The organism is Pantoea sp. X-Soil-TKNS-1280 (assembly GCF_059730475.1).
Map to the genome: position 1 here is coordinate 135,323 of NZ_AP035966.1, position 18,067 is coordinate 153,389.

An 18,067-nucleotide genomic window follows, 5' to 3' on the forward strand; every position below is an offset into this window, starting at 1 on the left:
GTGCGACAACCTGAAATCCGCGCGCCGCCGGAAGTCACTGGCACCGCGACTTCGTTTCCAGAATGGCTCCCGCCGCCTTGTCCAGGTCGAATAAAACCAGAAAGCTTACTCTCGCGAGACTGGTTTCACCTGACAAGGCAGGCTGAACAATCTCAGATGACGAGGCCGGGAACCGCTTGCCAGTGTACGCTATTTTGCTTTCCGCAGACCATATGACTTATCTTGCGTCTACCACATCCTTCGTTCTCCAGACATTCCCATAAAGGGAATCATGTCGTCATTTTTCGGCTGCGTTACTGGCTTGCTGGCAGGTATCTCTCCCGGCTGCGTAGTTGGATTGGCGGCTGGCTTCTCTTCCGGCTTCGCAGCTGGCTTGCGGGCACGTATCCCCCTCAACTGCGTAGTTGGATCGGCGGTAAGCATCTCTCTCAACCGCGCACCGGGCTTAGCGGCAAGCATCTCTCTCAACTTTATGAGCCCAGGCTTACTCAGTTTAATATCTCTCGAGTCGAGAATGTTTTCAGTGCCTCGTAGTACCGCAAGATTCTTTGCAAGCCCGGTATCACCAAACCGTTTAAGATGATCATCAACGTCAATACCATGGCTCTTCAAACGGTTAATTAAACGTGGAGGAAGTGCTCTGACCTCATCCCCGGCCATTGAACTTTCCATTTCCCGCATAAAGGCAGTGGTTTGTTCCGGAGTACTGTCTGTGCCTAGCTCATTTTCAGCTTTTAATGTCCAATATAGCCAGTCCAGTTCGGCTTTGGTCACGGTCCTCCATTTTAACTCTTCCAGAAACTTGTTGTTATCATCAATTTCCGGACTGGCAAGTACAAACTTCCTTATATCTTCAGGCAGGTCAACTTCGCCATTTCCAACTATTGACATCCTGCTATCATTTAGCCTCTTCATCATGTCAGGAGTCTCAGCCCTTCTTTTTTGAGCAAAAACCATGTCCTCTATTTCTTTGAGGTGACTTTTATTTATATCAATTTCTGCCTTGTTAAGGTGATTTTCATCACCTCTTATTCTGGCATTTTCTTTCGCAATCTCTGAGTTACCCTTCTCCTGCAGATATTTATCAATACTCACCCCACGCGCTCTTAAATATTGAATTAAAGCAGGGGGAAGAGTAACGTTTTCCCCCGGTGCAGTCTCGCTTTCCATTTTGCGTACAAATGCAGCGAGTTCTTCATACGTACTTTCGGGAGATAACTCAACTTCAGCTTCTAACATCCAGCGCAGCGATTTCAATTGTGCATCGCTGAGATTTTTATGTCTGAGATGTTCCAAAAAGAGTTCACCATCACTGGTTGCCTGACCTTGTTTAATAAAGTCAGTAATATCATGTGGCAGGCGATAGCCAACACCTGGCGTTTTATTAAGAGACTTCATTCTCTCAATCATTATACTGATTTTATAGTCCCTGATTTTTTTCTCAATTTTTGTTCTAAGTAACAAGGCCCCGCTCGCATCAATATCAACCTTTTCAACATTAAGTTCGCCTGTCGCGTTCATTGCCGCCTCTTTTGAAGACGATGTACCATAACGATGAGCAATAGCGTCAATATTTATGCCATTATTCCTCAGTGACGTAATTGTCGCCGGAGTTAATCGCCCTGGGGTGCCACTGTTTATCAGTGACTCAACCTCATCTTTAGGTGCCTGCACGTTTTTCTCAAGGAGTTTAAGACGAGCCATCACAGCCAGATCACTGAGTTGATGTTTATCCAGGGTACGATCGGATAACAATAAATGTCGATCTAGCTGTGGAAGTCCTTTTTGACTTACTGCCTTACGGGCAGGTCCTTCATCGCCATGAGTACGGATATAATCCTTAACCTTTATTCCCTGTTTCTCAAGTATTTGCTGCAACTCATCTGGTATGGTGGTCTTTTCATCGCCACTCAAAGACCATCTTATTTCATCAAGTAATTTTAGAGCGCCGTTAATATCTGAAGGATCCAGCTTTTTCGCTTCCGCTATGAATTTTAATCTTTTTAGCTCAGTGTGATTTAACCGTGCACGCTCAGATTTCTGCGCGTATCGGGTTTGCGGATTATTATCATCATCGACAGCATTTCCTGACAGGTAATCATCTATATCAATCCCCGCATCGCGAAAGTCTTTTAATAAACTATATGGAATCTGGATGGTTTGATCACCCGTTACTTTACTCTCCAGCTCCCCCAGTTTATCGATCATTCTCTCAAGGCGCTCAGACTGGGACCATTTCTTATGCGATTTCGAGGCTTCCCCCCAGAGTTCATTCACGCCGTGCTGATCATATACTACCTGGCTATAATCCGTAACGCCGTTAACGGTCGCTTTTTCAATGGAAGCCGGGCTACCATGCTTATCCAGTATTTTCTTATAATCTATTCCTGATTTTTCCAGCCTTTCCAGGGTTTCTTTCGATAGCTTAGTATATCTAAGTTCGTCAAATCCCTTATTAAGATCAGCTAAGGTCTGGGTCCATAGTGTTTCAGTTTTTGATCTATCCGCGCCGACACCGGAAGATGAAGTCAGCGCGTCCTCTGAGGGTGCAGATGTTTGCTCAGCATTTGAAAAGAGGGTGTCGGGTCTCGTCGTATCCTCTATGGCCAACCCCATCCAGTCATATGCCTTATCAAGGCCTTTATTGAATATCTTACCCGCATCCCCAGACATCATTGTTGATTTTTGATACCACACCAGACCGCTTTTTGCCGTTTTATTAACACCCTTTGGCAAGTTATCCATCGTCTTCCCGGTAATTTCGTCGGCAACCCCCCCCGATAGGACATCTCTGATGGTTTGGTTGCGGATATTCCGCAACCGGGTCGTTTCATCAGCTGGGGTGATAACGTATTTTACAATTCCCTTTCCTGTGGTTATGAGTGCACCAACAAGCACTCCCATCGGCGTAGATTCAGGAAAACCCGCCATACCCAGCGCCATACTCAGATGCCCTGCCATATCATCAATCGCTTTATATGTGATATCGAGCATTTCCTTCTTTGGATCCGCCACCACTCGTTTGAACTCCCTATCCTGAGTAGTAAGATACCTGTCTGCCAGTTTTGTGTCGTAATGACTGGAAGGGTCCATGATGACTTTTTGGGTTCTCTGAGCTGAGGCTTTTTCCCTGTCACCCAAAACCAGACGCCGGGAAATAAATTGCTGAGTCTCTTCATCAGGTTTAAATGCGTAGCGGGTATCACCATCCTTAATTTCACCAAGTTCACGAGTAGCCTTAACCCGTTTGAAGTTGCCATCATAATCCATAACTAATATATGTGTTTCATTCTCCGAGGTACCAGGTACAACCAGGGCGATAACGTCCTGTACCGGTTGCCCATTATATCTCAGAGTGATAACACCGCTGGTATCACCGTTTAAGTACCCCCTTATCGCTATTTTTTCAGTTTCGGAATGATTATTTTCCGACGAATTAAGTGCATTGGTAAAACCAAGTTTAAATGCGTTGCGGTAAAGCGTTGCCAGTTCAGGCTTTCGATTTCGCATTCCAGTCATATGATTCGTCCATGCCTGATGCAGCCTGGTGTATGAACGCTCAGCATTATTTACATCATCAGGTGTAAGACGAATAATTTCGAAAGGCTTATTCTTGTCTGATTTATACGGTTTATGACCAAAAAGATCCCTGCGGAAGGCTTCTGTGGTGTCAGTTGAATCACGCTTACCCGTGCCACCTTCCCACAATATCTTTACATCATCAGTAACACCGTTACCGGTATAGATGTCAATCACACGCTTGCGATCAAAAGTGGGGGGTTTTGTTTTGTAATTAACGGTATCCACCCAGCTATAGGGGGAGGTTATTTTTCCATGCCCATCAGGATGCCTGTCTATGACATCCTGAATATCTTTCTCGATAAATGTTCTGACTTTGGTGCTATTGCGGACGTCGATACCAATTTGCGTATCGTTATATTCCTCTTCGGTCATCGTGAATTCGGTCGCGTCGGTATTGCCGACGGACGTCTTCTGTGAAGCATCCACCGGGATACCATCCTCTGCCGCTTCCGATGCAGCATTTACCGGTGGCTGTACGGCTCTGGCATCAGATGCTGCCTGTTCCCTGTCGGGCGGAGCACTTCGTCCGACCCGGCTTTTTACCTGCGGCTCCGCTAACCGGTGCGCCTCTGCCGGGCGGCCTTTCCCCACTTTGGGCTTATCCGCTTCACCCGCGTTTCCTTCACTGCGGGTGGCTGCCTGCACGGCTTCGGTTGCTGCGGTTTCCTGCAACGCACGTACCTCCACTGTTCCGGCCGCGATAATCCCCTGAAAACCGCCATCAATAACCATATTCTCTGGCAGTTTCGCAACCGTCTCCTTCATCGTCTCACTGAAGCCTTCCTGCCGGACTTTATTCACCATAAAGCCAATCTGCACACCCGTTTTCAGCAGCGAAGGCGCAAATAAACTCACCGTCTGTTCCATCAATGAGCACATCAGCCGTTTTTCCACCGCATCAAGCATATACTGCGGGACAGGGCGCTCTACCGTCCCGGTGCTCTCCAGCTTTTGCGTGTCCGATAGATAGGACTCAACCGCTTTCCCCACGCTGTACCCGAACTTCAGTATCTTCGTCCCATGGAACATACCGCCCAGCAGACGCTGCTGTCTGTCCCAGCAGCGTCTGCGCCATCCTTTTGGTAAACTCAGAGGACACCTTCCCGGATGACTTTTTCGTCATCTTCTGCACCCAGCCCTGTAGATGCTCCGCCGCTCGTTCCGGCGTTTCCGCCACCAGGTTCACCTCCATGTCATGCAGCATTAGCTCCCGCCTGACACGCGCCGCAAAATCTTTACCCTCCGGGTCTTCGTCTGTTTTAAAAGCCGGCCCCAGCTCATCTACCATCCTGTCAAACAGCACCAGTAAACGCGCCCGTTGCGCCTCATCTGCATTCTCCGGTATCTGGGCCTTACTGGCGTGCACCACCCCGGCAATATGTTTCGCCAGCTTCGCATCCTTTGAAAACAGGTTAATCGCCTTGTGGGTGATTTCCGCCAGATCCGTCGACAGACTCTTCATCGCCGCCTCAGAGGACTGCAGGCATTTCTGGATGGCGCGCTGAGCATTTTTGTAATCCTGCTTACCCCGCAGGGCTGTCGCCGGTATCCCGCTGCGCCCGCCCGGATTCACCAGCTGCTCCATCTCACGGCACATTTTCCCGGTCGCCTCCCGGCACTGCTTTACCGTGGCGCGGCACTTATTTCTCAGCACTCCGATGCTCTTCCTGTGCCGATCATCAGTGAAGGTTGCCAGCATGTCTTCCAGTTCACTCTCCGTCATCGCCATCACCAGCCCCAGCATCTCTGTCTGCTGCTCTGCCGCTACCCGTTTTTTATCCAGCTCCGCCAGCTTTTCTTCCCGGTACTGCTGCAGCGTTTCCTTCCGCTGGTCCGGGGTCAGTGCCCGGCAGTCGTCATTCAGCTGTCTTTTCACCTGCGGCTTCTTCTCTGACGCCGCCATCGCCGCCCCGGCAAGGTCTTCCATCGCCCGCTGAACATTCACCATCATCCCCAGCGGACCGGACACCACCCCCCTGATCTGCGAGTGAAAATCGCTGTGCTCCGCCGGATTAAAGCCGTGCGCCATACCGGTCTGCGTGGCACGCCAGCCTTTCACCGCAAGGTGTCCCAGCGCCGACGCCACGTCCACCACCTTGTCCCACTGCCGCCCCGTCGCCTTCATGGCCCTGTCAGATTTCAGGACATGCAGAAAGACGTCTACCGCGTCCTTTTCCACCTCCACTTCCAGTTTCAGCAAACTGCGGTTCTGGTCCATAGCCTTCTTCACGCTTTTCACCGCTGCGGCAGCCTTCTCAAGCTGCTGCGCAAGTTGTGAGTGGCTGCCTCGCGATAACGCTTTCTCCGTCAGGTTTATACGCCCCGGCTTCAGGTGCTGCTTCAGACTCTCCCGCGCTTTACTCAGGTCCTTCATCACCGTCTCCAGCGCCTTTACCGCCAGCGCCCTCACCGGTTCTCCCCCTTTTTCCTTCTCTGCCGCGTCTGTCACCTCCCGGATGGCTGCGGCACTGTGCAGCGCCGCTGACAGATTACGCAGTTCCACGGCGGCTTCCTTCATGTTTTGTAACGACGCGGTCTTCCTGTTTCCTGCCTCCTCTGACAGCTCACTCCCTATCCCCCCACATAGCGTTGCCAGCGCCCGTGCTGCGTCCCGGATTCTGGCGGACATACCGTCCGCCCCGTCGGTGTCCACTGCTAATTTCGTCAGCGCCAGCTCTTCCTCCAGCAGCCCGTTCTGTTCTGACCGCACATCGCGCAGGTACGCGTCGCGCACCTTTTCCAGCGCCTTCACTACCTTCTCGCAGTCTGACTTCATCTCATCGTAAGCGTTTCCAAGACCCTTATGCAGCAGCGCCTGCTCCGACCAGGGCTTGTCTTTTTCCGACACCTCCACCGCCTGCCACAGGTACATAAAACTGCTTTTTCCCAGCGCCTGTTGCAGCTCACGCCGCACCGCTTCCGGCCCCTCTGCCAGCTGCGCCACGCCGCCGCTTTTCCGGTGCTCCGCCACCCCGGCCAGCACTGCATCCGCCTTCTTCAGCGCCTCTGCCACCCCGTTTAACGAAAGCTGCGCGTTCATCATCCCAACCTTCTGGTGGCCTGACTGCGGAGGCAACCCCGCCAGGGCCTTGCTCAGCTCCCCGATAGCATCGCCAGCCTTTTTCAGAGACGGTTCCGAGGGGGACCACTTTCGTTCCGACATCTCCGTCTGGACCTTTTTCATCTCATCCATATTGACGTCCAGGTGCTCCTGAAGCCTCCCCAGACGGCGGAACTCCTGCAGCTTCCCGTGCTCTTTAAGCAGGTCCGGGAGCTTCACTTCGGGCATGTCTTCCTCCAGCGCCGGGAACAGCGGCGTCTCCGCCTGCTCAACCGTGGGCTCAGGTACCGGGTTGTGTTCAGAAAGTTCGGCCAACGCTTCCATCGACTTATGGAACTGTTCTTTCGAAACCGGTGCCCCGTTACAGGTCATCCTCTCTGCCAGAGGTTTCACGGGGCCATTCTCTTCGCTGAAATTTAATGTCACACTGGTTTTAGCTTCCAGCCAGGCCATCATTTCCCACTGCTCATCCTTCAGGTTTAACAGTTCGCCGGAACCGGTTTTGTTGAATGCACCTTCAGGATTAAAAGCAAGCATCTCGAGAGCATCGAATAAGCTGATAGCGTTTTTTTCCGCCAGGACCGGAAACTCTTCACTGCCGGATTTGCCTGCGATACTGAGAGATTCTGCGGCCGGGGTGTGAATGCGGCTGTTAAGAACGTTGGAAACCATGGAAATCCCTGATGTAAAAAAGTAGAAAAATTAATCAGGGAGATTACAGGTAACACTTCGGCGGGATTATCGGGAAAAGACCTGAACTTATGTATTTAGCCCAATTACCAGGCGAATAGGCTTGTTATCAGGGCGGTCAGTAAGCAGAAGAAATTTTGCAGCAGGGAACGTAAAGGAGAAGAAATACGGAGAAAACTGGCTGATGCCATGGATGCACTCGACGATGCCAGAAACAGGCGCAATACATTGCGCCGCATCGCATATACAGGGATGATTTGGGTTACGCCTTGTTATTTAAAATCAATCGCCATCAACTCCGCAATAGTAGAACCCTGAGTTGAAGCTACGCAGCGATCAAGATAATCAGTAAATTTTGATGATTGTGGCATGCCTAATTTGAGTAGCTTCTCATTACTGAAAACCACGTTAAGCTGTGAAAAATGGCCATAAAGATTCATCGCCCGCAGCATGATGCGTTCGTTGCACGGACCAAAAAGTGCAGAAAAATTCTTTTTATCCGCACTCAATTCTTTGTAATTAACTTTCTGGTAGGTTGCAGAAACGGGTGCGTCTCCAGATGCTTTTGCCATCGCGATGTCGATTTCGGCAAAGGTTACGCTACTTTCCACCCCGGCTGAAATGTGGAATACATCCTTCTCAACTTTGTCAGCTGTCAGCAGCAATTCGAGCGCATCGGCACAGTAATCCACCGGAACAACGTCGATACGATCTTCAAGCTCGCACATAAATTTACCCAGCATAAGCGCCATGCGGAACACCCAGAAGATACTGGCAGAGGGTTCACAACCGTATTGCGAATGACCTACCACAATGGAAGGACGCGCAATCACCAGAGGCAGAGCAGGTAAGGACTCCGTCATCATTCTTTCAATTGTCGCTTTGCTCCAGGTGTACTCAACAATGTGCTGCTGACGGGATGTGGTCAGTTCGCTTTCCGTCACCAGACTGTTGGCACGAGGAACACAAGACATGGCAGTCCCCACATGGACAAAGCGTTTAAGTCCACTCACCTGACTCATACGGCTGGCAAACTTGAAGGTGCCTTCCACGTTTACCTTCCATATGTAGGGATTATTGCCGAACGATGCCACAGCGGCGCAATTCAGGACGTGAGTAACATCATCAAGCCGGGGATCCGCTGTAAAATGCTCTGGTGCAGAGAGATCGCCAGGCAGGATTTGTTGCGTTGTCAGGGAATCCAGCAGAATGCTATCCAGTCCGAACTTCGCCAGATTTTTTTTAACCCGCTCCAGTCCCTCTTCAGGCGTTTCTCCCCTGACAAGCAGTAGCAGGTTGTTTATTTGACCTTTCTTTAACAAATTAGCAGTAACTGCGCCGCCAAGAAAACCTGTTGCGCCTGTGATTAATATATTTTGCATGGATTTAATCTAATGGTGTTGTGTAAAGAGTGGCTATCCCGGCACACGTTATTCCATCGAGATTAAATGGCAGTTAAATAAGTAATTCATAAAAAAATTGGCAGGAGGAGTGAACTTTATCAAGAAAGGTCAATGCTTCCATGGCACAAGGGAAATCCTGTCGATAATATCTTCAGCCGCTTTCATTTTGACGCACTTATTTATACCCCTGAAACACTTTAATAAAAACATCGGCGCATGCAGTAAAAAAATCAAATAGATAGAATTCTCATTCTTATTACCATCATTCTGCCCGGTCACCAGAGAATTCATATAAAATAGGGCGATAACCTGATATGGCGAGTTAGAACTCATCCAACCTGATATTTTGCGATTTTATATGCTGCCAGAAGCGCTCTGCCGCAAGATTTAGCCTCGCTCCCGAACGATAAACATATGCCGAGATCGGCAACGACAGTGAACCATCCATAATGGCCAGCTTGCCTTCTCGTAATTCCCGCTGAATCGAATACTGCGGTAACCACCCCACCCCATGACCATTTACGATCATCCGTTTGAGCAGCTCACTCATGGAAGACACAAAGCTGAGCGTAAAGGTATTCTCGGGAATTTTATCGATGACCTGATTAACCTGGCGCCCCATATAGCTGTCGTTGGCATATTTCATCAACGGCAAAACATCGCCATTCAGACTGAATAAGGGTCTGCCATCCACATCACAGGGGCTGACCAGATGAAGGAAGGAATCAAAAACCTTATGATGAATAAAGGGATAATTCATAAATTCTTCGTTGTAGAAGGTCAGAATAAAGTCGCTTTTTCCTTCTTTCAGGTTATAAACCGCCTCGTCAACGTTGATCGACTCAACATAATGAATTCTTTCAGCGCTATCGGTGTATCCGGCGATCAGGTTAGGCAGCAGCAGTACGGAAAGTGAGGGGGCGGCATCGAACTTGATACTTTGCCGAAAGTTATCCAGCCCTTTGATTCGATTCAGCTGGTAGTCCATATCATCCAGCATGTTGCGGGCATAACCGACAAAACTCTTCCCCTGCCGGGTAAGTTGCAGTGGATTGACGCTGCGATCGAAGATGGCAAAGCCGATGGCAGACTCAAGTGATTGAATCCGGCGGCTAAATGAAGACTGGGAAATGTTTCTTTTTTCCGCCGCTAAGGTAAAGCTGCGGGTCTCTTCCAGAGCAATGACGTCATAAAACCATTTAACTTCAAGATTACTGACCACAGTGCGGAATCTCACAAAACCATAACTGGCGCTATGCAAATTATGCATGGCATATAGAAATTATGCAATCATTGCATCTGAATGATGGTGCTAGTATCCAGAACAGTTGATTAACTGATTTCCGTAAACTCATTAACAGCTCAGTTAACTATCACGCTCAACAACCGGTCGCAGTTTAATGCAACCCAATACTCAGCCAGCTATCAGTCAGGTATAACATGTCCAGCACTGCGATGATTAAAACTGCCCTGTCAGATTTAGGGATCACCGACGTTTCTGAAGTGATCTATAACCCGGATTATGATCTGCTTATCGAGCATGAAACTTCATCTGAACTCAGTGGCTATGAGCGCGGAATGATGACTGCATCCGGTGCCGTCGCAGTTGATACCGGCGAGTTCACCGGTCGTTCTCCGAAGGATAAATATATTGTCCGCGACGAGCTGACGCAGGATAGCGTGTGGTGGTCTGACGCTGGTACCGGCCGCAATGATAACAAACCCCTGTCCCCTTCGGTCTGGGCTGAATTACGCCATCTGGTCTCAAACCAGTTATCCGGTAAAAAACTGTATGTCGTCGATGCCTGGTGTGGAGCAAGCACCGACTCACGCCTGGCGGTACGCTTTATTACCGAGGTTGCCTGGCAGGCGCACTTCGTGAAAAACATGTTTATTCCGCCGCTGGCTGAAGAACTGGAGAATTTCACACCTGATTTTATCGTGATGAACGGTTCCAAGTGCACTAATCAGAACTGGCAGGCACAGGGTCTGAACTCTGAGAATTTTGTTGCCTTTAACCTGTCCGAGAAGATGCAACTGATCGGTGGCACCTGGTACGGCGGTGAAATGAAGAAAGGTTTATTCTCAGTGATGAACTATTTCCTGCCGCAGCGGGGCATTGCTTCAATGCACTGCTCAGCCAACCGTGGTGCAGCGGGCGATGTCGCGCTGTTTTTCGGTCTCTCAGGTACCGGCAAAACGACCCTTTCTACCGATCCACAGCGTGAGCTGATCGGTGATGATGAACACGGCTGGGACCATGAAGGCGTGTTTAACTTTGAAGGGGGTTGCTACGCCAAAACTATCAATCTGAGTGAGGCCGCTGAGCCAGAGATCTACCGCGCTATTCGCCGCGATGCGTTGCTGGAGAATGTGGTCGTCAGAGCTGATGGCAGCGTTGATTACGCTGATGGGCACAAAACCGAAAACACCCGTGTCTCCTACCCGCTGTCGCATATTGAGAATATCGTCAAGCCGGTATCGCGTGCCGGAAATCCGTCTAAAGTGATTTTCCTCGCGGCTGACGCTTTTGGCGTATTACCGCCGGTATCGCGCCTGACGACTGACCAGATGAAGTATCACTTCCTGTCTGGATTTACCTCGAAACTGGCGGGCACCGAACGCGGCATTACCCGACCCACTCCGACGTTTTCAGCCTGCTATGGCGCGGCATTCCTGATGCTGCATCCGACCCAGTACGCTGAAGTGCTGGCGGAGAAAATGGCCGAAACGGGTGCAGAAGCCTGGCTGGTCAACACCGGCTGGAATGGTGCCGGTGAGCGACTTTCACTGCGTGATACGCGTAATATCATTCGTGGCATTTTGAATGACACCATTGTGCTCGGCGATAACACGCTGCCGGTATTTGGGTTGCTGATCCCGGATGCGGTGCCGGAAGTGCAAACCAGACTGCTCGATCCGCGTAATGGCTGGGGATCTGAAGAAAAATGGCAGGAAGAAGCGACCAAACTGGGCCGCCTGTTTGTGACGAACTTCAGTCAGTACGCAGAAACCCCGGAAGGCGCGCGCATCGCCCTGGCAGGGCCTGATGTTGCCAGCGAATAACGGCTAAGCACGCATGCCTCCCCGGTATTCAGTGGGGAGGCCATCTGCATACATCACAGCAGTGTCGTATGTATATCGACCCAGCTGTCAGCAGGAATATCAGCATAGTCACCGGCAACCGGGGTCACAGTGCCTTCCGCACTGTTATAGGCGTACTTCAGCGACCTGACACCAATCACAAGCGTATTGGCAGCGTCAGACTCGATGGCAGCCACCAGATGCTGCATTCCTCCTCCTCCCGCAATCATCGGATTGCTGATTCTCCAGGTGGAATTATTCCTGATTGCGGATGCGCCTGTGACTTTATATTTCCCCGTCGATTGCTTTGTCACCGCAATTTGACCTGACTGCGCATAACCGCGATTAATCGCACTAAAATTATCGTTTTGTTTAAAGCCATCCTGCACCGGCGATCGGGTTGCTGCCGGTATCGCATCACAAATGCGGATCACTGCTCCCAGCGTCTTCACGACGCGCCCGTCGTTAAGTGGAACATAGGTATTTGATGTTAATGAATTTGCCGCCTCCACATACACAATACCATCAGGCTCACTGGTGACGTGCTCATCACCTGAACTGTTAATAAAGACTTTATCCACACCTGAATTTGCGGCATCGGTATAACGCAGTGGTATGAACGTCGCACCTTCATTGCGTGCGGCAATTTTTGCATACACGATGAGCATGTTGTTTGGAACATCATACACATAGCCAAATTGCGTCAGGTCTGCAATGCCATGTCGTGAGTCGGAAGGATCGCGCAGGTTCGTAATACGCAACACATGCTTTGCGGTAGTCGTATTCAGAGACGAAACCAGAACATCATTGCACTGGATAAGATAGGTATAGATTGATTCTGATAACGTCCCGCCGGAGATATAAAACCCGGTGAAGTTGGGACCTGAGCTTCTGATCCCGGTCTTAATCGCGAATAATTTGACCCAATAAGGCTGACTGTTCCAGCCAGTGGGATAGACACTGCCCTTCCTCAACGGCGCGATTAAATCCTTATCCGTTAATGCGCGTGGAGCAACCACCCCGGCCCCGCCATAAGGTGCACCGTAATCGGTATATTGCCCGGGACCGGCAATATACATGTCAGCAGAGCCGTCAGATTTGGGGAGAAAAATCAACGATGAGTGCAGCGTATCATCCTCTGCACCGGCAAAAGGTAATCGCAATATGCTGCCATTCCATGCGGCAACACCTTGCCCATAGGGTTCAGTGAACGGGATCGCCACTCTGGCCGCAGTGGGTCGTCCTTCTTTTATCGCATAGGTCTGCATACGACCGCGTTCATCAATAATTAAAGCCGCCCGGTTGTCCGGGCCGCCAAAACTCATTCCGGCGATGCCTTTTGGGTCCGAAGCGCCCTGCACAACATCGAACTGGCCGCGTTGTTTTACCCGATCAAACACCGAGGCTAAACCATTGCCAACGATCGCCTTTCCTTCACCGCTAAAAACATCAGCCATTGGTTCTGCTTTGGTAACGAAAGGAATGCCCGGTGCCGGATGCGTTGTTGACTGGCCCCCAGCGGAAGCTGCCGCCGAACTTCGGGTTGAGAACAGCGTGAGAAGTGCTGAAGGAAGGATCCAGTGCAAAAGATTTCTGCGTGATATCGTCATAATTAATCACTGCCTATGCTGGTCATATTAAAAAACTCTACAGCACAAAAAAGAGTCCCGGACATCATTATTATCGGCCACTGGTTACTGCTGCCAGCCAATGTTATTGCCAGTTTTTCCCCATATATCCACACTGGTGTTAGCTGTGCCTGTTTTTAACGCTGGAGAATCGCTGGCGAGCTGAAGGATATTTTTTGCCTCTTTTATTCCCGCAGGAGGGACCAGGGGTACAGTGAATCTGAATTTAGGATCGACATAATGTAAATCACGGGTCAAAACCCCCGGTAAGGCTGCCGACGCGGCGTCCGGCCAGGCTTCTGAGAAGAAAATACAATTTTTAAAAGCGTATTTGGTCAATAAACTGCCAAACGTCGCAACATGCTCCGGGCTGATAAGATCTGAATTATCCCGATGTTTCCAGTAGAAAATACAATTCTCCAGGGTTAACGCTATAGCCGCCGGGTTATCCTCTTTACGTGGATTGCAATAAAGAACATGGTCATTGGCCTGAGAAACGGTGTCGATAAACAGGCAGTTACGCACCACGTTGTTATAGCAGTAGCGGAAACAGCAGGCTTTTTTCCAGTAAATATCAGAGGTCCGTTGCGTTCGCGCTACCCCATCATTGTACGAGACAATATATTCAATCACGTTATCGACACAGCCTACACCATAGGTATGGTAGAGAGTGTAGGTATCTTCACTGAGTGGTTTATAGCCGTTAGCATGGTACCAGCTATTAGAAAACGGTCCCTGAACCAGCATAAACGGCTTGGCATTATTGGTCAGGTAGCCCCAGCGTAACAGGCAATTATTGCAATGGTAATCCAAATCCAGTGCGTAACGATCAGGAGCTGCCGGACCAGAACCGTGCACCTCAAAATTCTGGCCGGTGGCATAAGCGCACATGGTCATCCATAACGGAACATCAGCACGGGCTGTGGTCCAGGCTTGTGGATCTTTAACCGGGTTATAAACATTAGTGCGGTAAGAAGAATAATAAATATTATCCCAACCTGATTCCCATTCATCACCACGCACATCACGGTTTTTATTTTTACTGGCGGCACCGGAAAGTAAAACGCCGTAGTTGACGATATTAGTGAATGAAACATCAAGGATACGCACCCCATAACTTTTGCGCTGGTCGCCATAATAGGTTGCAGGATCGGAAAGATTGGGGTTACCACGAAAAAATATGCCACAGTTGATGTGATCACCGTAAATATCATGAAGAAAGATTTTATGGGCAATATTTGTCTTGTCTCTGACTGCCAGATGAATGCAGGCGACTTCTTTAGTGGGTGCGGATCCAGAAATTGCGGCGGGGTCACCGATAAAATTAATATGGTGGATTTCCAGATTGCATATTCCGTTTTCGTCTCCCCGCACCGTGCCATACAGATAGCCTCCGGTATGCTGTTCGCCAGGCGGCGAGGAGAGCTGTAACGAATTGATATTAAAGTTCTGGAAAGTCGTGTCGGTATGACGTGTGGCGGCATCTTTAGGATACCAGATCGGCCAGGCACCTTCTCCATAAGACGTCAGGACACTTTGTGTACCCGAACGATTCAGGAAAAAGGCGAGTTTGTTCTGGCTAAGATAGGACCAGTTAAAACGCGTACCACATTTGATTGCAACGGTAACAGGATGGGTGACACCAGAGGCGATGACTTCATCCATCGAACGAAAGGGATGCTCCCGGCTCCCATCACCACGGGCAGTCGATGAGGGATCAACATAGATATACTTCATTCTGAAATACCCTGATAATGAGCGGGCCAGGATGCCAGCCCTTTACTATTTATTGGATCAGTTTTTCGAAGAACTCATAAGGAATGCCTGATGATATTTTCCTGGTAAAGACACAGCCCGAAGCTTTGATCCTTTCAAGGTCACTACTATCAAGAATTCTTGGATAATCTGGTCCGGTTGTCCAGTCGATGTATCTCAATGCATCATTCAGCTTATTTTCGTCATGATAATTATCGGTCACACCGATCTCCTTAAGAGCAGTATGAAAGAAAACTTCATCAGAAATAAAAGAATGATGAAACAAATCACGATACCAGTCATTGGCATTAATAAATGCCATTAAAGCCTGTAACGTTTTCTGGTTCAATGAAATCCAGTTAGTCCCTTTGTAAAACTTCGCCACCTTATGCGCATCCTGTTTAAAACGCCTGCTGACATAAAATGGCATAATCAGTCTGAACATTCGAGTCTTCACCTTTTCAGGGAGGCTTTTATCTTTCTTATAGAAATAGTGTGGGTAGTCATACCTGACCCGGAGCAGAGGATCCACATAAGTATTGCGTTTATCCTGATAGTGGATCAAATTCCTCATTTCAATGGAAGATAACAAATCATTGATTTCCTGATTAGTCATACATGGGAGGTCATCTCCCGAAATTAAAAACATATAATCAAAATTAAAGTTTAATGCTTCATTGAAAGTTTTAATCGTCGAGTCAACGAGACTATACCCTCCCCAGGATATATCAACACGATCTCTGACAAAAAAAACATTCTTCGCGGTGAAAACTTCAAATTCATCCATCGAAGACTTAGCATCCACATGGATTAAAATGACATTTTCTTCAAAAGAAGATAAGTAATTCACCGTATATAAAAGTGGATTGGTTATTTTATGGCAAAGAATACAAAATATTTTCTTCATTCTTTACTCTCCTAAAGTTGAAACAGCTCATTTTAATGAATTCAATCAACAGGATAAGCAACACTTCATATCAGGCTACACGAATGTTCTCAGGTTGATATTTCCGGGTTTTGATAAAAGGCTTTTGCGCTATCACGTAGTGATCGTCGGCAACACTGGTCATCACTATGGCTCCGGCACCTATCACCACATTATGGCCGATCTCGATATCATCACCGAGAATACAGGAGTTAACCCCCATCGAGACATTATCACCGATGATAAAGTGCTCGGGGTAGGACAATCGGTTCCCTCCCACGGTACAACATTGTCTGATATTGAAGTTCTTGCCAATAACACACCCGCTATTGATGACAACCGAGTAGGCATGCCAGATAACAAATCCATGGCTAATTTTTGTCCGATATGAGATTTCAATCCCAAACATAAATTCATTAAAAAACTTATGCATGATAACAAAGATCAATGTTATCGGATAAAACACCGCCACACGCCGGGCATGTAAAGATGCCAGCCGATACAGCAATACAACCAGCTTTGACTTGATACCTGGATTCATTTTAATTTCTGACAATGTCAGTTTCATGCTGCGAAAAATATTCATCATTACTCACCTGATCCAGAGTTATAGTTAATCCTGATTTGTTTATTGTTAAGAAAACCAAGCAAATTGATCTGAAATGTTCTAACATGGAGTCTGAAGACAATCCCATTTCTGAAAAAATAGTTGAAGACAGTCAGAGAAATAAGTTCTGTTAATAATGTCGCTATCGCTGCACCGTAGATGCCATAGAACCAAATAAGTGGAAAATTCAAAGCCATACTGGTAAACAGTACCAACAGTGTTTTCTTGGACAAAAATGCATAGCCCGAATACTTCGCGATAAATCGTCCTGACACGGTTCCCAATGCTGACAGCATAGTCGAGCCAAAAATAATCAACAACGGAATATAGGCGTCCTCGTATTTTTCGCCATAGAAATAATCGATGAAGTAGCGACCAAAAAAGAATGACACGATAAAAACAGGTAATGATAAAGCAATAACCGTGATATTAAGCCTGGCCGTTTTGTTTAATGCCTCTTCTTCATCATTTTCTGAAAAAATTGCAGGGAATGCAGAAGTTGTAAAAGCATTGAACACAAATGACCATGCACCTGCAAGAGTGGCCGCAACCGAGAACACCCCGACACTCCCATGACCTTTCATAAATTCCAGCCCCATCATCGAGAGTCGCGTATAGAGTGCAACCGAGATTGAGGAAATAACAAACGCCATACCGGAATAAAAAAGGTATTTTGCATAACGCATCTGATTTCGCCAGACCACCGTTGGCCGGTCAATTTCCAGATGGAAAAGGAACCGACGCAATACAAAAGGTATCAGTCCTGTCAGGATTATCGGTACACATAACCAGACTGGATCCATTTCCAGCCAGGCAATCCCCCAGCGGCAAAGCAGGCTCACCACCAGACCAATCACATTGATCAAGGTGTTCTTTTTTGACTCCAGCTTTGCATCAAAGAACAGGTTATAAACATCCAGCGTGGTGAATAAGCAGGCCAGACAACATGCAAAGACAAAATAGATGCCCTCTTCACCCAATCGCCACCAGGTAAATGCGATGAAGGGAATACAGAGCACAGCAAAAATCAACAACCTGAACCAGGCTGTGGTGAGTGTGATCTTGATCCCCGACTGCTGGTTCCTGCTCATCCTTTTGAAAATGATGACATCACTGCCCATCTGGGCAACAATTTGCGTTATCTGGAAAATTGAAGTCGCGAACGCGATCTCTCCAAATATCTCTGGCCCTACATATTTTGCTACGAAGGACGTAACGAAAATCAGGCCAAATACAGCTATCAGCTTTTCTGAGATAATCCAGAAAGCATTAGTGACCACTCGCCTGTTCACAGCAATCTCCTGTAAGAGCAAAACTGTTTCACGTCAAAAA

General features: G+C 48.4%; 10 protein-coding genes. 1 reads left to right on the plus strand and 9 read right to left on the minus strand.

The genetic code is table 11. The features are described 5' to 3' along the window. Positions 1-228 precede the first annotated feature (228 nt). The 4 genes from AC6I8X_RS27915 to AC6I8X_RS27930 all read right to left on the minus strand — a co-directional run bounded on the left by AC6I8X_RS27915 (position 229) and on the right by AC6I8X_RS27930 (position 9,958). On the minus strand, positions 229-4,572 hold the full coding sequence (locus AC6I8X_RS27915) for a hypothetical protein (protein ID WP_497841973.1): 4,344 nt from the start codon (positions 4,570-4,572) through the stop codon (positions 229-231). Next, the gene (locus AC6I8X_RS27920) at positions 4,556-7,315 is read right to left on the minus strand and encodes a hypothetical protein (RefSeq protein WP_497841974.1); all 2,760 of its coding nucleotides are present in this window, start codon (positions 7,313-7,315) and stop codon (positions 4,556-4,558) included. Before AC6I8X_RS27920 ends, AC6I8X_RS27915 begins: the two co-directional genes overlap by 17 nt. 290 nt (positions 7,316-7,605) lie before the next feature. Next, a complete protein-coding gene (locus AC6I8X_RS27925; RefSeq protein ID WP_299456664.1) occupies positions 7,606-8,715 on the minus strand; it encodes an SDR family oxidoreductase in 1,110 nt (369 codons plus the stop codon). Positions 8,716-9,058: 343 nt separating this feature from the next. Next, entirely contained in the window at positions 9,059-9,958 is a 900-nt protein-coding gene (locus AC6I8X_RS27930) for a LysR family transcriptional regulator (protein ID WP_299456666.1), read from the minus strand. A gap of 218 nt (positions 9,959-10,176) precedes the next feature. On the opposite strand from AC6I8X_RS27930, the gene pckA reads away from it, so the two are divergent. Then, positions 10,177-11,802: a phosphoenolpyruvate carboxykinase (ATP) gene (pckA, locus tag AC6I8X_RS27935; protein ID WP_299456667.1), complete on the plus strand. Its 1,626-nt coding sequence runs from the start codon at positions 10,177-10,179 to the stop codon at positions 11,800-11,802. Positions 11,803-11,855: 53 nt separating this feature from the next. Here pckA and AC6I8X_RS27940 read toward each other — a convergent pair whose 3' ends face one another. From AC6I8X_RS27940 to AC6I8X_RS27960, 5 genes are all read right to left on the minus strand, one after another. After that, positions 11,856-13,430: a phage tail fiber protein gene (locus AC6I8X_RS27940; protein ID WP_497841975.1), complete on the minus strand. Its 1,575-nt coding sequence runs from the start codon at positions 13,428-13,430 to the stop codon at positions 11,856-11,858. A gap of 84 nt (positions 13,431-13,514) precedes the next feature. After that, positions 13,515-15,185 carry a hypothetical protein gene (locus AC6I8X_RS27945; RefSeq protein ID WP_299456671.1) on the minus strand — a complete coding sequence of 557 codons (1,671 nt, stop codon included), beginning with the start codon at positions 15,183-15,185 and terminating at the stop codon, positions 13,515-13,517. A gap of 49 nt (positions 15,186-15,234) precedes the next feature. Continuing rightward, on the minus strand, positions 15,235-16,110 hold the full coding sequence (locus AC6I8X_RS27950; protein WP_299456673.1) for a beta-1,6-N-acetylglucosaminyltransferase: 876 nt from the start codon (positions 16,108-16,110) through the stop codon (positions 15,235-15,237). 70 nt (positions 16,111-16,180) lie between these two features. Beyond that, a complete protein-coding gene (locus AC6I8X_RS27955; protein WP_299456675.1) occupies positions 16,181-16,717 on the minus strand; it encodes a serine acetyltransferase in 537 nt (178 codons plus the stop codon). After that, on the minus strand, positions 16,717-18,027 hold the full coding sequence (locus AC6I8X_RS27960; RefSeq protein ID WP_497841976.1) for a flippase: 1,311 nt from the start codon (positions 18,025-18,027) through the stop codon (positions 16,717-16,719). The genes AC6I8X_RS27955 and AC6I8X_RS27960 overlap by 1 nt, the downstream gene beginning before the upstream one ends. Positions 18,028-18,067 lie beyond the last annotated feature (40 nt).

Excerpts from the sequence above, each read along its gene's own strand:
- AC6I8X_RS27920 (WP_497841974.1), bottom strand. The coding sequence starts at position 7,315 with ATGGTTTCCAACGTTCTTAACAGCCGCATTCACACCCCGGCCGCAGAA.
- AC6I8X_RS27955 (WP_299456675.1), bottom strand. The coding sequence starts at position 16,717 with ATGATGAATATTTTTCGCAGCATGAAACTGACATTGTCAGAAATTAAA.
- AC6I8X_RS27940 (WP_497841975.1), bottom strand. The coding sequence starts at position 13,430 with ATGACGATATCACGCAGAAATCTTTTGCACTGGATCCTTCCTTCAGCA.
- AC6I8X_RS27925 (WP_299456664.1), bottom strand. The coding sequence starts at position 8,715 with ATGCAAAATATATTAATCACAGGCGCAACAGGTTTTCTTGGCGGCGCA.
- AC6I8X_RS27950 (WP_299456673.1), bottom strand. The coding sequence starts at position 16,110 with ATGAAGAAAATATTTTGTATTCTTTGCCATAAAATAACCAATCCACTT.
- pckA (WP_299456667.1), top strand. The coding sequence starts at position 10,177 with ATGTCCAGCACTGCGATGATTAAAACTGCCCTGTCAGATTTAGGGATC.
- AC6I8X_RS27945 (WP_299456671.1), bottom strand. The coding sequence starts at position 15,185 with ATGAAGTATATCTATGTTGATCCCTCATCGACTGCCCGTGGTGATGGG.